General features: G+C 62.8%; 15 protein-coding genes. 4 read left to right on the top strand and 11 right to left on the bottom strand.

The window, feature by feature from the left end; genetic code table 11:
- Nucleotides 1-14: 14 nt before the first annotated feature.
- Both ACR65T_RS15500 and ACR65T_RS15495 read left to right on the top strand, forming a co-directional pair.
- On the top strand, nt 15-2081 hold the full coding sequence (locus ACR65T_RS15500; protein WP_434497335.1) for a TonB-dependent siderophore receptor: 2067 nt from the start codon (nt 15-17) through the stop codon (nt 2079-2081).
- Nucleotides 2082-2113: 32 nt separating this feature from the next.
- Nucleotides 2114-3103, top strand: a complete 990-nt coding sequence (locus ACR65T_RS15495) for a LysR family transcriptional regulator (RefSeq protein WP_434497334.1) — start codon at nt 2114-2116, stop codon at nt 3101-3103.
- Here the strand turns inward: ACR65T_RS15495 and ACR65T_RS15490 are convergent.
- From ACR65T_RS15490 to trbB, 11 genes are read right to left on the bottom strand one after another with little or no spacing between them, the layout of a single operon-like run.
- The gene (locus tag ACR65T_RS15490; RefSeq protein WP_434497333.1) at nt 3039-3323 is read right to left on the bottom strand and encodes a DUF2274 domain-containing protein; all 285 of its coding nucleotides are present in this window, start codon (nt 3321-3323) and stop codon (nt 3039-3041) included. The genes ACR65T_RS15495 and ACR65T_RS15490 overlap by 65 nt on opposite strands.
- Nucleotides 3320-4525 carry a TrbI/VirB10 family protein gene (locus ACR65T_RS15485; RefSeq protein WP_434497332.1) on the bottom strand — a complete coding sequence of 402 codons (1206 nt, stop codon included), beginning with the start codon at nt 4523-4525 and terminating at the stop codon, nt 3320-3322. The genes ACR65T_RS15490 and ACR65T_RS15485 overlap by 4 nt, the downstream gene beginning before the upstream one ends.
- Complete coding sequence (trbG, locus tag ACR65T_RS15480) at nt 4522-5517, bottom strand: P-type conjugative transfer protein TrbG (protein ID WP_434497331.1); 996 nt, start codon at nt 5515-5517, stop codon at nt 4522-4524. Before trbG ends, ACR65T_RS15485 begins: the two co-directional genes overlap by 4 nt.
- The gene (gene trbF, locus ACR65T_RS15475; protein ID WP_434497330.1) at nt 5514-6197 is read right to left on the bottom strand and encodes a conjugal transfer protein TrbF; all 684 of its coding nucleotides are present in this window, start codon (nt 6195-6197) and stop codon (nt 5514-5516) included. The genes trbG and trbF overlap by 4 nt, the downstream gene beginning before the upstream one ends.
- Nucleotides 6197-7462 (bottom strand): P-type conjugative transfer protein TrbL, encoded by a 1266-nt coding sequence (gene trbL, locus ACR65T_RS15470; RefSeq protein WP_434497329.1) that lies wholly within the window; start codon nt 7460-7462, stop codon nt 6197-6199. The genes trbF and trbL overlap by 1 nt, the downstream gene beginning before the upstream one ends.
- A gap of 4 nt (nt 7463-7466) precedes the next feature.
- Nucleotides 7467-7850, bottom strand: coding sequence for a putative entry exclusion protein TrbK-alt (gene trbK-alt / locus ACR65T_RS15465; RefSeq protein ID WP_434497328.1), 384 nt, complete (start codon nt 7848-7850; stop codon nt 7467-7469).
- An 11-nt stretch (nt 7851-7861) separates the two neighbouring features.
- Entirely contained in the window at nt 7862-8596 is a 735-nt protein-coding gene (trbJ, locus tag ACR65T_RS15460) for a P-type conjugative transfer protein TrbJ (RefSeq protein WP_434497327.1), read from the bottom strand.
- Complete coding sequence (gene trbE, locus ACR65T_RS15455; protein WP_434497326.1) at nt 8593-11028, bottom strand: conjugal transfer protein TrbE; 2436 nt, start codon at nt 11026-11028, stop codon at nt 8593-8595. The genes trbJ and trbE overlap by 4 nt, the downstream gene beginning before the upstream one ends.
- A gap of 13 nt (nt 11029-11041) precedes the next feature.
- Entirely contained in the window at nt 11042-11326 is a 285-nt protein-coding gene (locus tag ACR65T_RS15450; RefSeq protein ID WP_434497325.1) for a VirB3 family type IV secretion system protein, read from the bottom strand.
- Nucleotides 11326-11649, bottom strand: a complete 324-nt coding sequence (locus ACR65T_RS15445; RefSeq protein ID WP_434497324.1) for a TrbC/VirB2 family protein — start codon at nt 11647-11649, stop codon at nt 11326-11328. Before ACR65T_RS15445 ends, ACR65T_RS15450 begins: the two co-directional genes overlap by 1 nt.
- On the bottom strand, nt 11642-12580 hold the full coding sequence (gene trbB / locus ACR65T_RS15440) for a P-type conjugative transfer ATPase TrbB (RefSeq protein ID WP_434497323.1): 939 nt from the start codon (nt 12578-12580) through the stop codon (nt 11642-11644). The genes ACR65T_RS15445 and trbB overlap by 8 nt, the downstream gene beginning before the upstream one ends.
- Before the next feature lie 371 nt (nt 12581-12951).
- Here trbB and ACR65T_RS15435 point away from each other — a divergent pair, with 371 nt between their 5' ends.
- Complete coding sequence (locus tag ACR65T_RS15435) at nt 12952-14814, top strand: ATP-dependent nuclease (RefSeq protein ID WP_434497322.1); 1863 nt, start codon at nt 12952-12954, stop codon at nt 14812-14814.
- A gap of 9 nt (nt 14815-14823) precedes the next feature.
- Nucleotides 14824-16087: UvrD-helicase domain-containing protein (locus tag ACR65T_RS15430; RefSeq protein ID WP_434497321.1), on the top strand; the 1264-nt coding region annotated here is incomplete at its 3' end.

The raw sequence follows: 16087 nt of genomic DNA, 5'->3' as shown, positions 1-16087 counted from the left end.
CGAGCGAGGAAGAAATGGAGATTCGGCCTCGCGACCTTATAGATTTGAGTCGCGTGTTGATCGCCTGCTCGGCGATCTTCCTCGGCGCTTCCTCCGCGAGAGCCGAGGTGGCGGAGACGAAACGCAACGACAAGAAGACGCGACAGGCCGAAAAAGAAACGAAGGTCGAGCCGCTAGCAGAGGCGTCGCGCGCGCAAACGCTGGGCCGCGACCAGAGCGGCGTCTTCGTCAACGCGCCGGCCGCAAACTCCGGCTATTCGCCGGGTTTCGTCATGCGCGGCTTTCCCAGCGGGCTGACGCTCTTCGACGGGGCCTCGCATGGCTTCCCCGCGCAGGACGTGGACCTCTCGACCGTCGATCACGTCGAGTTCTTCAAAGGCCCGAGCGCCATGCTGTTAGGCAAGGCGCTCGGCGGCTACGGCGGCGCGGCCAATTACATCCGCAAGGCGCCGACGGATGAAACCTTTGCGAACGCCGTCGCGACCATGGGCTCCTTTGGCGTGCGTCGTCTGACGTTCGACGCCAATGCGCCGCTGAACGAGAATAAGAACCTTCAGTTCCGTCTGACCGGCTCCGCCCAGACGACAGGGAGCTTCGTCAATTTCGTGCGGCTGCGCGGCTTCGACATCGCGCCAATGCTCGCGTTCATCGCGGATAATGGCGACCGAGTGACGCTACGCGCCGAACACAACGCCGCGCGGCTGGTCTACCGGGATGGCGTGCCCGCGGACCCGTTCTTTCTCCATATCCCGCCCGAGTTTTACGCAGGCGTTCCCGTCAATGAACATGAGGCTCCCCGCTTCACCGATCTGACGGCTACGTACGAGCATGCTTTCAGTGAGGACTGGAAGCTCACGGCGGCCGCGGACTATTACCTTTACGTCACGCGATACGGCTGGTTCACCGGCTGGGGCTACGACGGCTTTCGCTCGGTCACTTTCGGTCAGCCTGTGCGGACTCCCCGCGTCGTCAATCGCAGCTTCGACGCGCAATTGCGGCTGAATGGACGCTTCGACACCGGCTTTCTCTCGCACGGCGTATTCCTGGGCCTGGAGCATTGGGATTTCTTCACGGACTATTCGCACCATATCGCGCGCGAAATGCTGGCGCCTCTCGGCATCTTTTTTCCGGTCTATCCACCGGCGATCAATTATGCCGGCGCCTTCTGGGCCAAGGGCATAGCGCGCGCCTGGAGCCAATCGATCTATGCGCAGGATCTGATCGACGTCACGCCGCAGTGGCGCATTCTCATCGGCGGACGCTACGACCTTTTCGCCCAGCGCGAGCGCGTGTTCGATCCCTTTGGGGCGCTGACGGGCGAACCCACGGCCAGGTTGAGCAAAGGCATCAGGGGCTATTTCTCCCCCCGCGCCGGCATTTTGTTTCGACCGTTCGACGATACGCAGATTTTCGCCGCCTTCGGTCAGTCACTCATTCCCAACACTGGCATCAGGATTCAAGGAGGCGAGGCCCCGCCGCCGCAACAGGACACGCAATATGAGATCGGCTTGAGGCGCGAATTTCTCGATCGGAAAATGACGTTCGAACTTGGGCTCTTCGACATCACGCGCGATAATGTCGCCATCCCCAACCCGGCGAACCCGTCCGGTTTCTATTCTCTCGTCACCGGTCAGCAGCACAGTCACGGCGTCGAGGTCAACATTGGCGGCGAAATCCTGCCCAATCTGAAAGTCAGCGGCGCCGCCACCTTCCTGCATGCCGTGGTGTCGAAGGATTCCAACACCCCGTCGCAGAAGGGCAGCGATCTTCTGGGCGCGCCGCGCCGCGTCTACAACGTATCCGCGAATTACACATTCGATTCCGGCGATCTGAAGGGTCTCGAACTCGGTGTGAGCTACTACTACGCCAGCCGCGTCCAGGCGACGCTGCCCAACACTTACGGCTTTGTGCTCGCACCCCAGCAAATGCTCGGCGCGTCGCTCGCATACAGCTTGAGCGATCGACTGAAACTCGAAGTCAACGCGACCAATCTGACAAACCGTCCGAACTTCACCTCCAACGGCGCGCTGTTCCATGGCGAGCCAAGGTCCGTGTCCGCGAGTCTCAGTTACAAATACTGAGTTGACCTCAAACGGCTTCTTGGGAGCCCGACATGCAGGATCGACGGCAGCGTGTCCGACGCCCGGTTGAGAGGCCTCCTCGACCATCGCTGATTTGTGAGCAGGTAGACTTTGTTTCCATATCGCAAGCGCTCGTCGTCGCCGACTTTGCGAGCTTCAGCCGCGCGGCGCGTGCTCTCGGCGTGAGGCAATCCGCCGTCAGCCGGAGGGTGCAGGCGCTGGAGGACGAACTTGGGGTGTCTCTCTTCGAACGTCTTGCCAGCGGCGTCCGATTGACGGTGGCCGGACGGCGATTCATGGAACAGGCTCGATCGGCGCTCTCCAACATCGATCACGCGGTCAAGAACGCCGCCGCCGCAGGCCGAGGCGTCGAGGGCTCGATCCGCATCGGCATTCTCCCCGCGATGATTCACGGCTTCCTCGGCGATTTGCTGAGCGATTTTCGAACATCGCATCCCGCCGTCGCATTGGATTTCGTCGAGGGCCACGCGCGGGAACACATTGCAAGTCTCTTCGATCGACGCTTGGACATCGCCTTCATGACTGGTGCGTTGCACGCTCCGGGCTGTGACGCCGAGGTATTTTGGACCGTACGGGTCTGCGTCGCGCTGCCCGACCAACATCCCCTTGCAGGTTGTGACGCCCTCGACTGGGAGCATTTGAAGGACGAGGAGTTCATTCTGGGACGCGGCGCAAACGACGGTGGGATTTATCAACTTGGCGCCGAGCGCCTGGAACAATTTGGGCGCAAGGCGTTGATCACGAGCTACGACATTTCTCAAGACGCCGTGATGCAAATGGTGAAGCTCGGATTTGGTCTGAGTCTGGTGAGCGACTCTGGCGGTGAGGCGCTATATCCCAGCATCGTCTATCGCCCGATCGCAAGCGAGGACAATCAACTCTCCTACAGCGCCATCTGGCTCCTCGGGAACGACAATCCCGCGTTACGACGCTTTCTCAGTCTGGCGCGCGCGAAGGCGGCGCAGCAGCGTCCTGGGCCGGCGCCGGAGATTTCTGGGTAGATTTGCTCTCGCCATTGCGCGCCTTGGTGAACTCTCGATCGCTCGCGATGAAGGACGCAAGCATGGGCGCGATCAATTTCGCCGGTTCGATCCTTTGTCCAGCGTCCCTTGCAAGGACTTCAGCGTAGGCGACCAGATCGCGATGCAGCGCTGCCGGCAAAGCGACGGAGAGCTTGACGGGTTTCTCGTCCTGGACCGAAGAGAGTTTCAGCTTCGTCATCGATCGAGCCTGGTCATTTCGATCTCGGCTCCAGACCCGTAGGGAGCGAGCACGAGATCGCGGGTAACGATCACCCGCACCGGAAAGCCGGGGCGGATGGTGAGCGTCGGCTGAATGTTGAGATTGCGCTGGACGATCTGCTGGCCGGTCTGATTGAGGCTTTGGGCGCCGCCGCGGCGAAGCGCTTGAATGAGCGCGTTCTCTTCTCCCGTCGATCCGAGCTGTGTTCCGACGCCGAGAATGGTCGAGAGGGCTGCGGCTTGAAAAAGTTTCAGCCAATGGTGATCGACCTCATCCTCGAGCCCGGAGAAGCCGCCAGCGTCGGCGCCTGGTTGGCGCTCCAGCACGATGGAGCGGCCGTCGGGGAGGATCAGCCGGCTCCAAACCAGCAACACGCGCGACTGGCCGAAGGCGATCTGGGAATCGTAGACGCCGATCAGCTTCGCGCCTTGAGGAACAAGGAGAAAGCGCCCGGTCGGGCTGTCGTAGACGTTTTCCGTGACCTGCGCGGTGATTTGTCCCGGAAGGTCGGAGCGGATGCCGGTAATCAGCGCCGCGGAAATCACCGCGCCTGCCTGCAAGACGTAACGCGAAGTCGGCGCCGTCAAACGATCAGGACTAACCGTGCGGCGGTCGACGGGCGCGTTGACGAAGGCAATTTTGCGATCCTGCATGTTTTGGATCGCGTTCGGATCGATCGGCGGCGCCTCCGGGGTGAAAGCGGCGGGCGGCGCGCCGACCTGCGTTGGCACCGCGGCTCCAGCGCTCGGGCGCTCATGGGTTTTGGTCGGCGCGAATAGCTTTGCGGTCCGAGCGGACTCGCGCTCCTGGCCGATGCGCTGTTGTTCCGGGTCGATCGCGGTTGGCGGCGGAAACTGGCCCTGCGCGGCGAGGATCGGCCGCCCGAGATCGCCCGGCAAGGGCGGGCCGAGTTTCGGAACGTCCTTCGGCAGGCCGGCGTAATCGTGCGGCAGGGCGGCGAGACCGTCGGCGGTCGTTTTCGCTTCCGTGTTGTAGAGCTCGGGCGCGGGACCGGATCGGCCTCGCTGCTGCAAGGCCCAAAAGGTCAAGCCGAGGATGGCCGCCGCGCCGACGCCGGCAACGCCGATCAGCACGCGGCGCGACAGGCGCGTCACTGGCGGACGTTCGGGCCGAAGCCGCAATTCTTCAGCGAGCCTCCTTTCATGTTCCGTCGCGCTCATATGGCGGGCCTCCCGTCGCTTCGAACGATGCGCACGACTTTTTGGGAATCCGCGCCAAAGCGCAGTTCGGCGGCCGCGAACAGCCGATCGACGATCATATGATTGCCGCGCACGCGATAATTGACGAGCTGGCTGTCGCCGGCGGCGCCGATGACAAAGAGCGGCGGCATTTGCCCTTGGGCGATTCCGCGCGGGAACTCGATATAGACCTTGCGGCCGTCGTCGAAGGCGCGCAGTGGGCGCCAGGGCGCCGCGTCTCCCTCGATGGCGTAACGGAAGTTCAGATTGGCGAGGTCGAGCCCGACATCGACCGGCGCGGCGGCCTCGGCTGCGACGTTCTGACGGCGCAGCGCGATCAGCTCGTCCTGCGGATATTGCCAGGAGACGGAGGCCATATAGGTCTTTTCCGTCGAGCGTAGCTCCAGATGATAGGTGCGCCGATCGGTGTTGATCACAAGATTGGTCATGAGGTCGGCGCGGGTCGGCTTGACCATGATGTGAGTCTTCTTCGTCGCGCCCGAGCCGCTCTCCGTGTCGCCGATGATCCAGCGCACAGTGTCGCCAGCGGCGACCGGACCGGAGCCAACGAGCTGCTCGCCGTCCTGCAAGGCGATGTCGGTGATTTCGCCGGGGGCGGCGTAAACCTGATAGAGCGCGCCGTCGGAATAGGGATAGACCTGCACGGCGTTGATATAGCCCGCGCGCCGTGGTTGTATCCGCGCGGCGGCGTTGGCCTGGTCTATTCGAGCTTTGGGATCGGTCGGCTCTGCCGGTTCCCTCGTGTTGCGCGACAAAAATTTGAGCTGGCCGGGAAGAGGTAGAAGTTTTGGCGTCTCGACGATTTTGACCGGCCCCGGCGGATCAGCCTGAAGGGCCGCCGGCAAGGGAAAATCGTCGTAATCGATTTCCGGTGGTTTGAAGCTCGAACAGGCGGCGAGCGCCGTGGAGCCGAGAAGAATGATCGCAATCGCGCGAAACGGGGGCGGCGTCATTGTCCAAGCTCCTTCGACCAGTTGACGGCGTGAACGAAAACGCCGAGGGGATTTTTGCGCAGCCGCTCGGCGTCGCGCGGCGGTTGAACGGCGATGGTGAGAATGGCGGTCCAGCGCTCGGTCGCGGCGAGCGACGCGTTTTCGTAACGGCGCTCGGTCCAGGCGACACGAAAGGAATCGGCAGAGGCGCGGATGACGCTGGCGACCTCGACGGCAATCTGAATCTGGCCGATCTTGGCGAAGGGATCGTTGGCGCGGGCGTAATCGTTCAGGGCCAACGCGCCCTTGTCGGTGGCGAAGTCATAGGCCTTGAGCCAGTTTTGCCGCACGATGATTGGATCGGAAGGGATTGCGCGCACGTTCTCGATGAAGCGCGCGAGATGCCAGGCGATCTGCGCATCGGACGGCTGATAGTCGGCGATGGCGGGAGCGATCGCTTGCGCCTCGCCGATCTTGTCGATTTGCACGACCCAAGGGACGATCGAGCCGCGCGCGCCTTGCCAGACGAGGGCGGCGGCGAGTCCACCGGCGAGGAAGAGGCTTCCGAAGGCGATGAGGCGCCAATTATGGGCTTGAACGCGCGCCGAGCCGATGCGCTCGTCCCAGACCTGCGCGGCCTTCTGGTAGGGCGTTTCTGGTTCGGGCGTGCGCCCGTAGCGGATGGAAGATCGTTTGAACATCACCGCGCCTCGCTGAGATTGACGGAAGCACCGCCGCCATGGGAATCGCCGGCACGCAGGGAATGGGCGGCGAGCGAAAGACCGTGACCGACGGATTGGCCGCGCTTCATGCGCTTCGCCCAAGCGGGCTCACCGGCGGTCACGAGCGGCGTGGCTGATCCGGCCGAACCGGATGCGCTGCCAACCAACGCAGCGGCGCCAGTCGGCGACGAAGAGGAGCGTTCGCCCGTGGGGCCCGCTTCTCCTCCCGGCCCTCCAAGGGGGCGAATTGGCGATCCCCCGTTCGATCCGCCGCCGGACGATTCCGGCCCTCGTCCAGGCGGCAATGACGCCGCCGCGCTCGCATCGCTCTTTCCGGCGAGACCAGCGAGCGCGCCGCCGGTCATGCGCGCCGCGCCGACGCCGGCGAGGACAGCGCCGCCGACCGTGAGACCTGTTCCGACCACGGCTCCGGCGCCGAGCTGAGGGCCGCCGGAGACGATGCCGTTGGCGACGCTGGGGCCGAAGATGCCGAGGCCAAGCAACGACAGCGCGGCGAGGACCAACGCCATGGCGTCCTCGACGCTCGGCTGCGCCGCGGGCGCGCCCTGCGTGAATTGGGCAAACAGGGTCGAGCCGACGCCGACGATGACGGCGAGCACCAGAACCTTGACGCCGGAGGAGACGACATTGCCGAGCACCCGCTCGGCGAGGAAGGCGGTCTTGCCGAAGAGGCCGAAGGGAATGAGAACGAAGCCGGCGAGCGTCGTCAGCTTGAATTCGATCAGGGTGACGAAGAGCTGGATAGCGAGAATAAAGAAGCTGAGGAGAACGACCGTCCACGCGAACATCAGCACGACGATCTGGACGAAGTTTTCGAAGAAGGAGACATAGCCCATGAGGCCGGAGATGGATTCAAGGATAGGGCGTCCGGCATCGACGCCGACTTGGGCGATCCGGCCCGGCCGCAAGAAATCGGCTGCGGAGAGGCCAGCGCCGGCGGCGCGCAGGCCAAGCCCTGAAAAGCTCTCGAAGACGATCCGCGCCAGATTGTTCCAATTGCCGATGAGATAGGCGAAGACGCCGACGAACAATGTCTTTTTGACGAGGCGGGCGATGATGTCCTCGTGCTCGCCCATGCTCCAGAACAGCGCCGCGAGCGTGATGTCGATCGCGGTGAGAGTCGTCGCGAGAAATCCGACCTCGCCGCCAAGGAGGCCGAAGCCGCTGTCGATGTAGCGGGTGAAAACTTCGAGAAAGCGATCGATGACGCCGGTTCCGCCCATGGCTTCACTCGCTCTTTGTGGTCGGAGGGCCAGACCGCGCGCGGGAGGCCGGCGTCTTGGGAGTGGTCGGGAAAAGATCGAGCGGCTTGGCGGCGTCGTCCGGCGCTCTACCCGGCGCTAGGAACTTTCGGCGTTGCGCCGCCCACAGCGCGTGGCACTTGGGATCGTCGGCCTGCTCGATCGGCAGCTTCGCGCAGCGCAGGAGCTGTTCATCGATCCGAGGCGCTTCGACTGGCGCGGCGGCGCCCAAGAGCGACGACGGTTGCGATCTCGCCGCCACGTCGGCGTCGCAGGCGGCTTGCACGCCGACAAGGGCGACGGCGCCGATCACGACGCCTAGCGCGATGAAGCCGATGTTTTCGGGAGCGATCCAGTCTTCGATCTTCATCTCGGCGCGCCTCAATTGTGGAACATGGAGACATGGCCGGCCTGATAGCCTTGGCCGGGGGCAATGAAGCGGCGCATTTGTTCACGCGCCTGTTCCTGCGCCTCGGCCTGTCGCGCCATCTCCAGCGATTGGGCGCGGCCTTGCGAGGCGAGCAGCGCCGTCACGTCGGCGAGCTGCTTGCTTTGCAAGGCGAGAAGCTGATTGCCGGCCTGGGAGGCTTGCAGCGCGCCTTCCGCCGACTGGCTCGAAGAGATGAGCGCACTCGCCTCGGAGCGGGCGGTCTCGACGCCTTGCACGATGCCCGCCTGAACGCGCAGCGCGTCCTGGAACCCCGCCACGGAATTCTGCCAACGCTGCCGCGCGCCGTCGATCAGCGCGGCGGAGCTCGCCGCCATGTTGGCCCCGCCATATTGCGTGGAGAAAGCCTGGTCGATCTGCTGCACGTCATAGGCGATGCGTTGCGCTTGATTGAGCAACTGCTGCGTCTGCGCGATCGATTGCTGGATGGTCTGCAACGACGAATAGGGCAGACTCGCGAGATTGCGCGCCTGATTGATCAACATCCGCGCCTGATTTTGTAGGCCGGTGATCTGATTGTTGATCTGCTGAAGCGTGTTCGCCGCCGTGAGAACGTTTTGGGCGTAATTGGTCGGATCGAAGACGACGAACTGGGCGGATGCGGGCGCGGCGAAGACAAGCGACAAGACGACGGCGCTCACCGCCGCGAGATGACGGACAGTTTTCATGACAGTGTCTCCAGATTTTCGAAGCGGGAGATGAGTTCGCCGGCCCAGGCGAGGTCGCGATGTTCGAGCCAGCCGCGCGCGAAGCCGTCGCGGCCATATTCGGTCATCACCTTGGCGATCGACGCTTGGTCGCTCTTCGATGAGGCTGCCGTGAAGGCGAGCGCGACCGGCCCGAGACCGAGTTCAAAGAGGCGATTGCCGCGCCGCGACTGGCAGTAATAGTCGCTCTTCGGCATCGCTCGCGCGATGATCTCGATCTGCCGGTCGTTCAAGCCGAAGCGGCGATAGACGCTGAGTATCTGCGGCTCGATCGCGCGCTCATTGGGAAGAAACAGGCGCGTCGGGCAGCTTTCGATGAGGACGGGCGCGATCGGGCTCGTTTCGATGTCGGCCAGTGACTGCGTGGCGAAGACGACCGAGGCGTTCTTCTTGCGCAGCGTTTTCAGCCATTCGCGCAGTTGCGCGGAAAAGCCCGGATCGTCGAGCGCGAGCCAGCCTTCGTCGACGATCAGCAGCGTCGGCGAGCCGTCGAGGCGGGATTCGATGCGGTGGAAGAGATAGGAGAGGACTGCGGGCGCGGCACCAGAACCGATCAGCCCCTCTGTCTCGAAGGCCTGGACGTTGGAGCGCCCCAGATGTTCCGCCTCGGCGTCGAGAAGGCGTCCATGCGGTCCGCCAAGGCAATAAGGCTGCAAGGCGCGCTTCAGCGCATTGGATTGCAGCAAGACCGAGAGGCCAGTGAGCGTGCGTTCCTGCTCCGGCGCCGAGGCGAGAGAACCCAATGCCGTCCAGAGGTGTTCCTTGACCTCCGGCGTGACGGCTACGCCTTCCCGCGCGAGGACCGAACTGATCCACTCGGCGGCCCAGGCGCGCTCGGCGAGCTCATCGACGCGGACCAGAGGCTGCAAAGCGACGGGTTCGATTGCGGCGTCGGTTAGAGCGCCGCCGAGATCATGCCAATCGCCGCCTATGGCGAGCGTCGCCGCGCGCGCCGACCCGCCAAAGTCGAACACGAAAACCCGGGAGCACGCGTAGCGCCTGAATTGCAAGGCCATCAGGGCGAGCAGCACGCTCTTGCCGGCGCCGGTCGGGCCGACAACGAGCGTATGGCCGACATCGCCGACATGGAGCGAAAATCGAAATGGCGTCGACCCTTCCGTCTTGGCGAGGAACAGCGGCGGCGCATCGAGATGCGCGTCACTGGGCGGTCCCGCCCAGACCGCCGAGAGCGGGATCATATGGGCGAGATTGAGCGTCGAAATCGGTGGCTGACGGACATTGGCGTATACATGCCCAGGGAGCGAGCCGAGCCAGGCCTCGATGGCGTTGACCGTCTCGACCATGCAGGTGAAGTCGCGGCCCTGGATGATCTTTTCAGCGAGGCGCAGTTTTTCGTCGGCGGCCCGCGCGTCCTCGTCCCAGACGGTCACGGTCGCCGTCACATAGGCTTCGCCGATCAGATCGGAGCCGAGATCCTGGAGCGCCACGTCAGCGTCGAGCGCCTTGTTGTGCGCGTCGGTGTCGACAAGCGCCGACGCCTCATTCGTCATCACCTCCTTGAGGATCGCGAAGATGGATTTGCGCTTGGCGAACCATTGCCGGCGGATGCGCGTCAGCAATCGCGTCGCATCCGTCTTGTCGAGTGTGATGGCGCGGGTTGACCAGCGATAGGAGAAACCGAGGCGATTGAGTTCGTCGAGAATGCCGGGATGGGTCGCCGACGGGAATCCCATGATCGTGAGGCTGCGCAAATGCGCGGCGCCGAGACGCGGCTCGAGGCCGCCGGTCAGCGGCTCATCGACCAGAATGGCGTCGAGATGCATCGGCGTTTCGGGAATGCGGACGCCATGGCGTTTGGTCGAGATGCAGGAATGCAGATAGGTCAGCGTCTCGGCGTCGTTCAGCCATTCGGCTTCCGGCGCGAAGCCCTCGACGAGTTGCAGCAACCGATTGGTGCGATCGATGAAGGCCGAGAGGGCGCCGCTTGCGGAATTTTCGGATGAGCGCCCCTCATAAAGCCAGCTTTCCGCGCCGGTCGCCTCGTCTTCGGCCGGCAGAAACAGCAGCGTCAGAAAATAGCCGCTCTCGAAATGCGCCCCTTCCTCCTCGAACTGCGCTTTCCGCTCCATGTCGACGAGCGCGGACACGGGATCAGGGAAGGCGCTCACTGGATATTTGCGCGACGCATTGCGCTGCGCCTCGACGAAGATCGCCCATCCCGAGCCCAGCCGCCGCAGGGCGTTGTTCAATCGCGCCGTCGCGCCGACGAGTTCCGCCGGCGTCGCGCTGTCGAGGTCCGGTCCGCGAAACCGCGCCGTCCGTTGAAACGAGCCGTCCTTGTTCAAGACGACTCCGGGCGCGACCAACGCCGCCCATGGCAGGAAGTCGGCGAGGTTTTGGGGCTTCCTGCGATATTCGGCGAGGTTCAGCATGACGTGCTTTTCCTCAAGCGCCAAAATGCGCGGGGTAGCGTAAATGCCGGCGCGCCACATCGACGAAGTCGGGATCGCGCTTCGCCGCCCAAGCCGCCGCGAATTGCGCGGCGGCCCAGAAGGCGAGGCCTGCGATCCACAGGCGCAGGCCGAGGCCGAGAGCCGCGGCCAGCGTGCCGTTGAGGATGGCGATCGCGCGCGGCGCGCCGCCGAGCAGGATCGGCTCGGTCAAAGCGCGATGTACCGGAATGCGAAAGCCAGGGACCTGTGCGTCGTTGGAAAAGGAAGCTGTCTCCATCAGATCAGCGCTCCGCCGCCGAAGGAGAAGAAGGACAGGAAGAAGCTCGACGCGGCGAAGGCGATGGAAAGACCGAAGACGATCTGCACGAGACGGCGGAAACCGCCGGACGTGTCGCCGAAGGCCAGCGTCAGGCCGGTCGTGATGATGATGATCACCGCGATGATCTTGGCGACCGGACCTTCGATCGATTGCAGGATCTGCTGGAGCGGCTGCTCCCAGGGCATATTGGAGCCGGCGGCGAAGGCCGGACGCGTGAGCGCGGCGAGCCCGAGTGACAGAGGCCCGGCGCGAAACCGCCCGCGAACTGCATATCTATTCATGATCTTCTCCCAGAGTGATGTGCGTGAGCTCGGTGAGCGCGTAGTCGGCGAATTCGGTCACCCCCTCGACGGCGGCGAGCTCGACGAGCCGGCGTCCCTCGCCGCGGCCGGCGAGAACGGCGATGATCTGGATCGTCTCGGCGATCATCGCGCGCGGGACGGTGACGACCGCTTCCTGAATGAGCTGTTCGAGGCGGCGTAGCGCGCCGAGCGCCGAGCCGGCGTGAATGGTGCCGACGCCGCCGGGATGTCCTGTTCCCCACGCCTTCAGCAGATCGAGGGCCTCGGGGCCGCGCACCTCGCCGATCGGGATGCGGTCGGGACGTAGGCGCAGAGCGGAGCGCACAAGGTCGGAGAGCGTGGCGACGCCTTCCCTGGTGCGTAGCGCCAACAGGTTCGGCGCGGCGCATTGCAGTTCGCGCGTGTCTTCGATCAGCACCACGCGGTCCGAAGTTTTGGCGACTTCGGCGAGCAGCGCGTTGACGAGCGTCGTCTTCCCCGTCGATGTGCCGCCAGCGACCAGGACGTTCTTTCGCTCGGCGACAGCGGCGCGCAGGATCGCCGCCTGCCTCGTCCCCATGATCCCGGCGGCGACGTAATCCTCGAGCGTGAAGACGGCGACGGCCGGTTTGCGGATGGCGAAGGCCGGCGCCGCGACGACGGGCGGCAACAGCCCCTCGAATCGCTCTCCCGTCTCGGGCAGCTCCGCCGAAACGCGCGGCGCGCCCGCGTGAACCTCGGCTCCGACATGATGCGCAACAAGCCGCACGATGCGCTCGCCGTCCTCGGGCGACAGATTCGCGCCCGTATCCTCCAGACCGCTCGTCAACCGATCGAGCCAGAGTCTTCCGTCGGGATTGAGCATGATCTCGACGACACTCTCGTCATCGAGCCAAGCTGCAATCTGTGCGCCCAACGCTGTGCGCAACATACGCGCGCCGCGCGAGGCCGCTTCCGCGTTTTGAGAGTGAGCCGCCACATTCGCCCCCGGTGTCGGTCAAACCGCCCAATGGAGGCTCGAAACCGGGTCGATTAAGAAAGGCCGAAGCCGAGCGAATGCAACAAGCCCATCAGAGGAGTAGGGCTGTGGCGTGAAAAGACAGGGAAAAAGGATGGGAGCGCTAGAAAGCAAGCATTCGACCCAAAGTGGACGCAGGCGGATGCCCCTCCCGAGAAAGGCTGGCGATCGGTAGAGAAGCAGCTTCGGAAGTCTCGGCCGTTTTGCAGAGGGTCATGAAGCAGATGTTCGACGACCACGTCTATGCTGGAGTATGATTGCCGCCTATACGATGGCGTGTGGGATTGACTCGTTGGAGTTTCACTGCGGAAGAGATGGTTCGTCAGGGGGCGGGCGTGAAAATCCATTCGATAGCGATTCAGAACTTCAGGGGCATTCGGTCCGCAGAGCTTGTTCTCCCTGACCACGCAGTGCTGATTGGAGACAACAACACCGGCAAGTCATCCGTCCTTGAGGCGATTGATCTCGTCTTAGGCCCGGATCGGCTAAGCCGGCGGCCTCCGGTGGACGAGCATGATTTCTATCAAGGAAAATACCTTACGGCGCAGGCGACGGGGGAAGGTGTAGAGGCGTCGGCTGTAGATGGTGCTGTCGACGCAGCGCCAAGAATCATTATCGATGTAACGATCACTGACCTCTCCGAGGAGCAGCAGGCGCGCTTCGGCGACAATATCGAATGGCTGAAGATAAGCGCCGGCGCATTCTATGACGAGCCTGATCCGGCGGGCGTTGATGCTGCCGATATCGTCGCGGCGCTCCGGGTGACGTTCATCGGAAAATATGACGCGGACGAGGACGACTTCGAAGGGAACACATACTTCACCCGCAGCATCGCCGAATCCGAATCGCCGACGCCCTTCTCGAAAAAGGACAAGCAGAAGTGCGGGTTCCTTTTCCTTCGGTCGCTGCGGACGGGGTCGCGGGCGCTGAGCCTGGAACACGGAAGTCTCCTCGACATAATCTTGCGCCTGAAGGAAATTCGACCGCAGATGTGGGAGGACACGATCTCCACATTGGCGTCGTTTGATGTGGCGAGCGACCCGAAGATCGGCATCTCTGGTGTCCTCGAGAGCATCAACCGCTCGCTGAAGAAATATGTCCCGCGCGAGTGGGGCGCGAAGCCACACCTTAAGGTCTCTAGCTTGACTCGAGAGCATTTGCGCAAGGTCGTGACCGCGTTCATCGCCACCGGCGACGGCGACCATGCCGCGCCGTTCTTCAGACAAGGCACCGGCACCATCAACATGCTCGTCCTAGCGATGCTGTCGCAGATCGCTGAGGACAAGCAGAATGTAATCTTCGCAATGGAGGAGGCCGAAACCGCGATTCCGCCTTACGCCCAGAAGCGGATCGTTCATGAACTGCGCAAGCTGTCGGCGCAGTCTATTTTCACCTCGCACTCCCCATACGTGCTGGAAGAGTTTGGCCTTGCTGAGACTGTCATTCTTTCGCGTTCAGCGGAGGGTGAGCTGACGCAGGCCTCGATCGCTCTGCCGGACAGCGTCAAGCACAAGCGGTATCGGCAAGAATTTCGAACCCGGTTTTGCGAGGGACTCCTCTCTCGCCGCGTCCTGATCGCGGAGGGGGCGACCGAGGCGTCATGTTTCCCTGTGGCCGCGCGCCGGTTGGCCGAGCTGGATCCGAACAAGTATGCCTCGCTCGAAGCGCTGGGAATTTGCGTGATCGATGCCGGCACGGAGAGTCAGATTGCCGACCTGGCTGGGCTTTACAAGAGCTTGGGCAAGCGGACCTTCGGTCTATGCGACAAGCAGTCAGACGCAAACAAAGCCGTCATCGAAGCCCAGGTCGAGCACCTCTTTATGCACGAAGAAAAAGGCATCGAGGATCTCATCCTCAAGAACGCGACTCAGGCCGCGTTGGAGCGATTTGCCAGTTCGCTTGATTGGCCGCCACATCTGGCGGCGAAGTATCCTAATCCAAAAATTCAGGCGGTTGCAGCCCTAAGCGATTATTTCGGCTGGTCGAAAGGGAATTGGGGGATAGCGGACTTCTTAGCGCAATGTGAAGAGGACGAGATACCGGTGTGGGTTCGCGATGCTTGCATCACGCTCAAGAGCCTGTGTGATCCGCCAGCACCTCCCGTGAAAGATGCGCCTGCGGACGATCTTGCAGATATTTTCGGCTAGGCGCAAACGATGGTTGACCTGACCGAGGTTCAGAAGGAGGTCATCCGCGCCGATGGCCATTTGCTCATCACAGGCGGGCCCGGGTCAGGCAAGACTACTGTCTCGATCCTGAAGGCGGCGCGGATCGCGCGCGAACAATTACGCTCCGGTCAGCGCATCCTTTTCCTTAGCTTTGCGCGCGCCACCGTCTCACGCGTCATGGAAGCCATCGATGAGGAAAGTGAGGTCTTGCGGGACGAAAGGCGATGCATCGAAGTTGACACCTATCACTCGTTCTTTTGGCGCATCCTGAAGGCTCACGGCTATCTTGTCGGATTTCCGCGCCGGATGTCGATTCTCACACCACCCAACGAAGCAATCGCGCTCTCCGCGGTGCGCAACGGCTACAAAGCCGCGTCGAAACTGTCCGACGCGGAGAAAGCCGAGAAGCGCGAGCGCGAAGAAGCCGAACGCCTTCGGCTTGCGACTGAGGAAGGTAAAGTTTGTTTCGACCTTTTCGCGGATCGGACGGCGATGCTGCTCCTTGGCTCTGCAAGGGTTCGTAAGCTGATCTCGACAATGTACCCGTTCGTGATCCTAGATGAGTTCCAAGACACCAGCGCTGACCAGTGGCGGGTCGTGCAAGCGATAGGGATGAACAGCACGCTGATCGCACTCGCCGATCCGGAGCAGCGCATATTCGACTTTATAGGCGCCGACCCGGAACGTCTGGACCACTTCAGGACCACGTTCAATCCGACGGTCCAGGATCTAGCTGGCGACAATCATCGGAGCAAAGGCACGGAGATCGCGATGTTCGGCAACGACATCCTCACCGGCAAATTTCGGCAGCAATCCTACCAAGGAATCGACTTCGAGTTATTCGAATCGAATCCCAATCAGGCGTATACGACGCTGGTCACGCAAATCCTTCAGGCTCGTAAGCGGCTGATCAAGACCGGAAGGCGAGACTGGTCGTTAGCAATCCTCGTGCCGACCAAGCGGATGACCCGGTTTATCTCCGATGTTCTGCGCGAGCCCTTCGGCGGACTCGCCGCAATAGCACACACGGCGGCTGTCGATATGGAGGGCCCTATCCTTGCGGCGGAAATCGTCGCATTCCTGCTCCAGCAGGGTGGCGATCCAAGGCATTTCCTGGTTTCGCTCTTGCGTCAGCTTGATTTTTCTGAGAGAACAAAAACGGAACATGCTGTTTTCGAGAGGATTCCGCGATGGCGCGCAACAAGGTGCAATTTCAGAAGGGTCTCAGCGAGCGCGAGTTCAGCAAGGCGTA

Source organism: Methylocystis sp., assembly GCF_051061285.1.
Classification (GTDB): domain Bacteria; phylum Pseudomonadota; class Alphaproteobacteria; order Rhizobiales; family Beijerinckiaceae; genus Methylocystis.
Note: the sequence above shows the minus strand (reverse complement) of the source record. Positions and strands in the feature narration are given on the sequence as shown.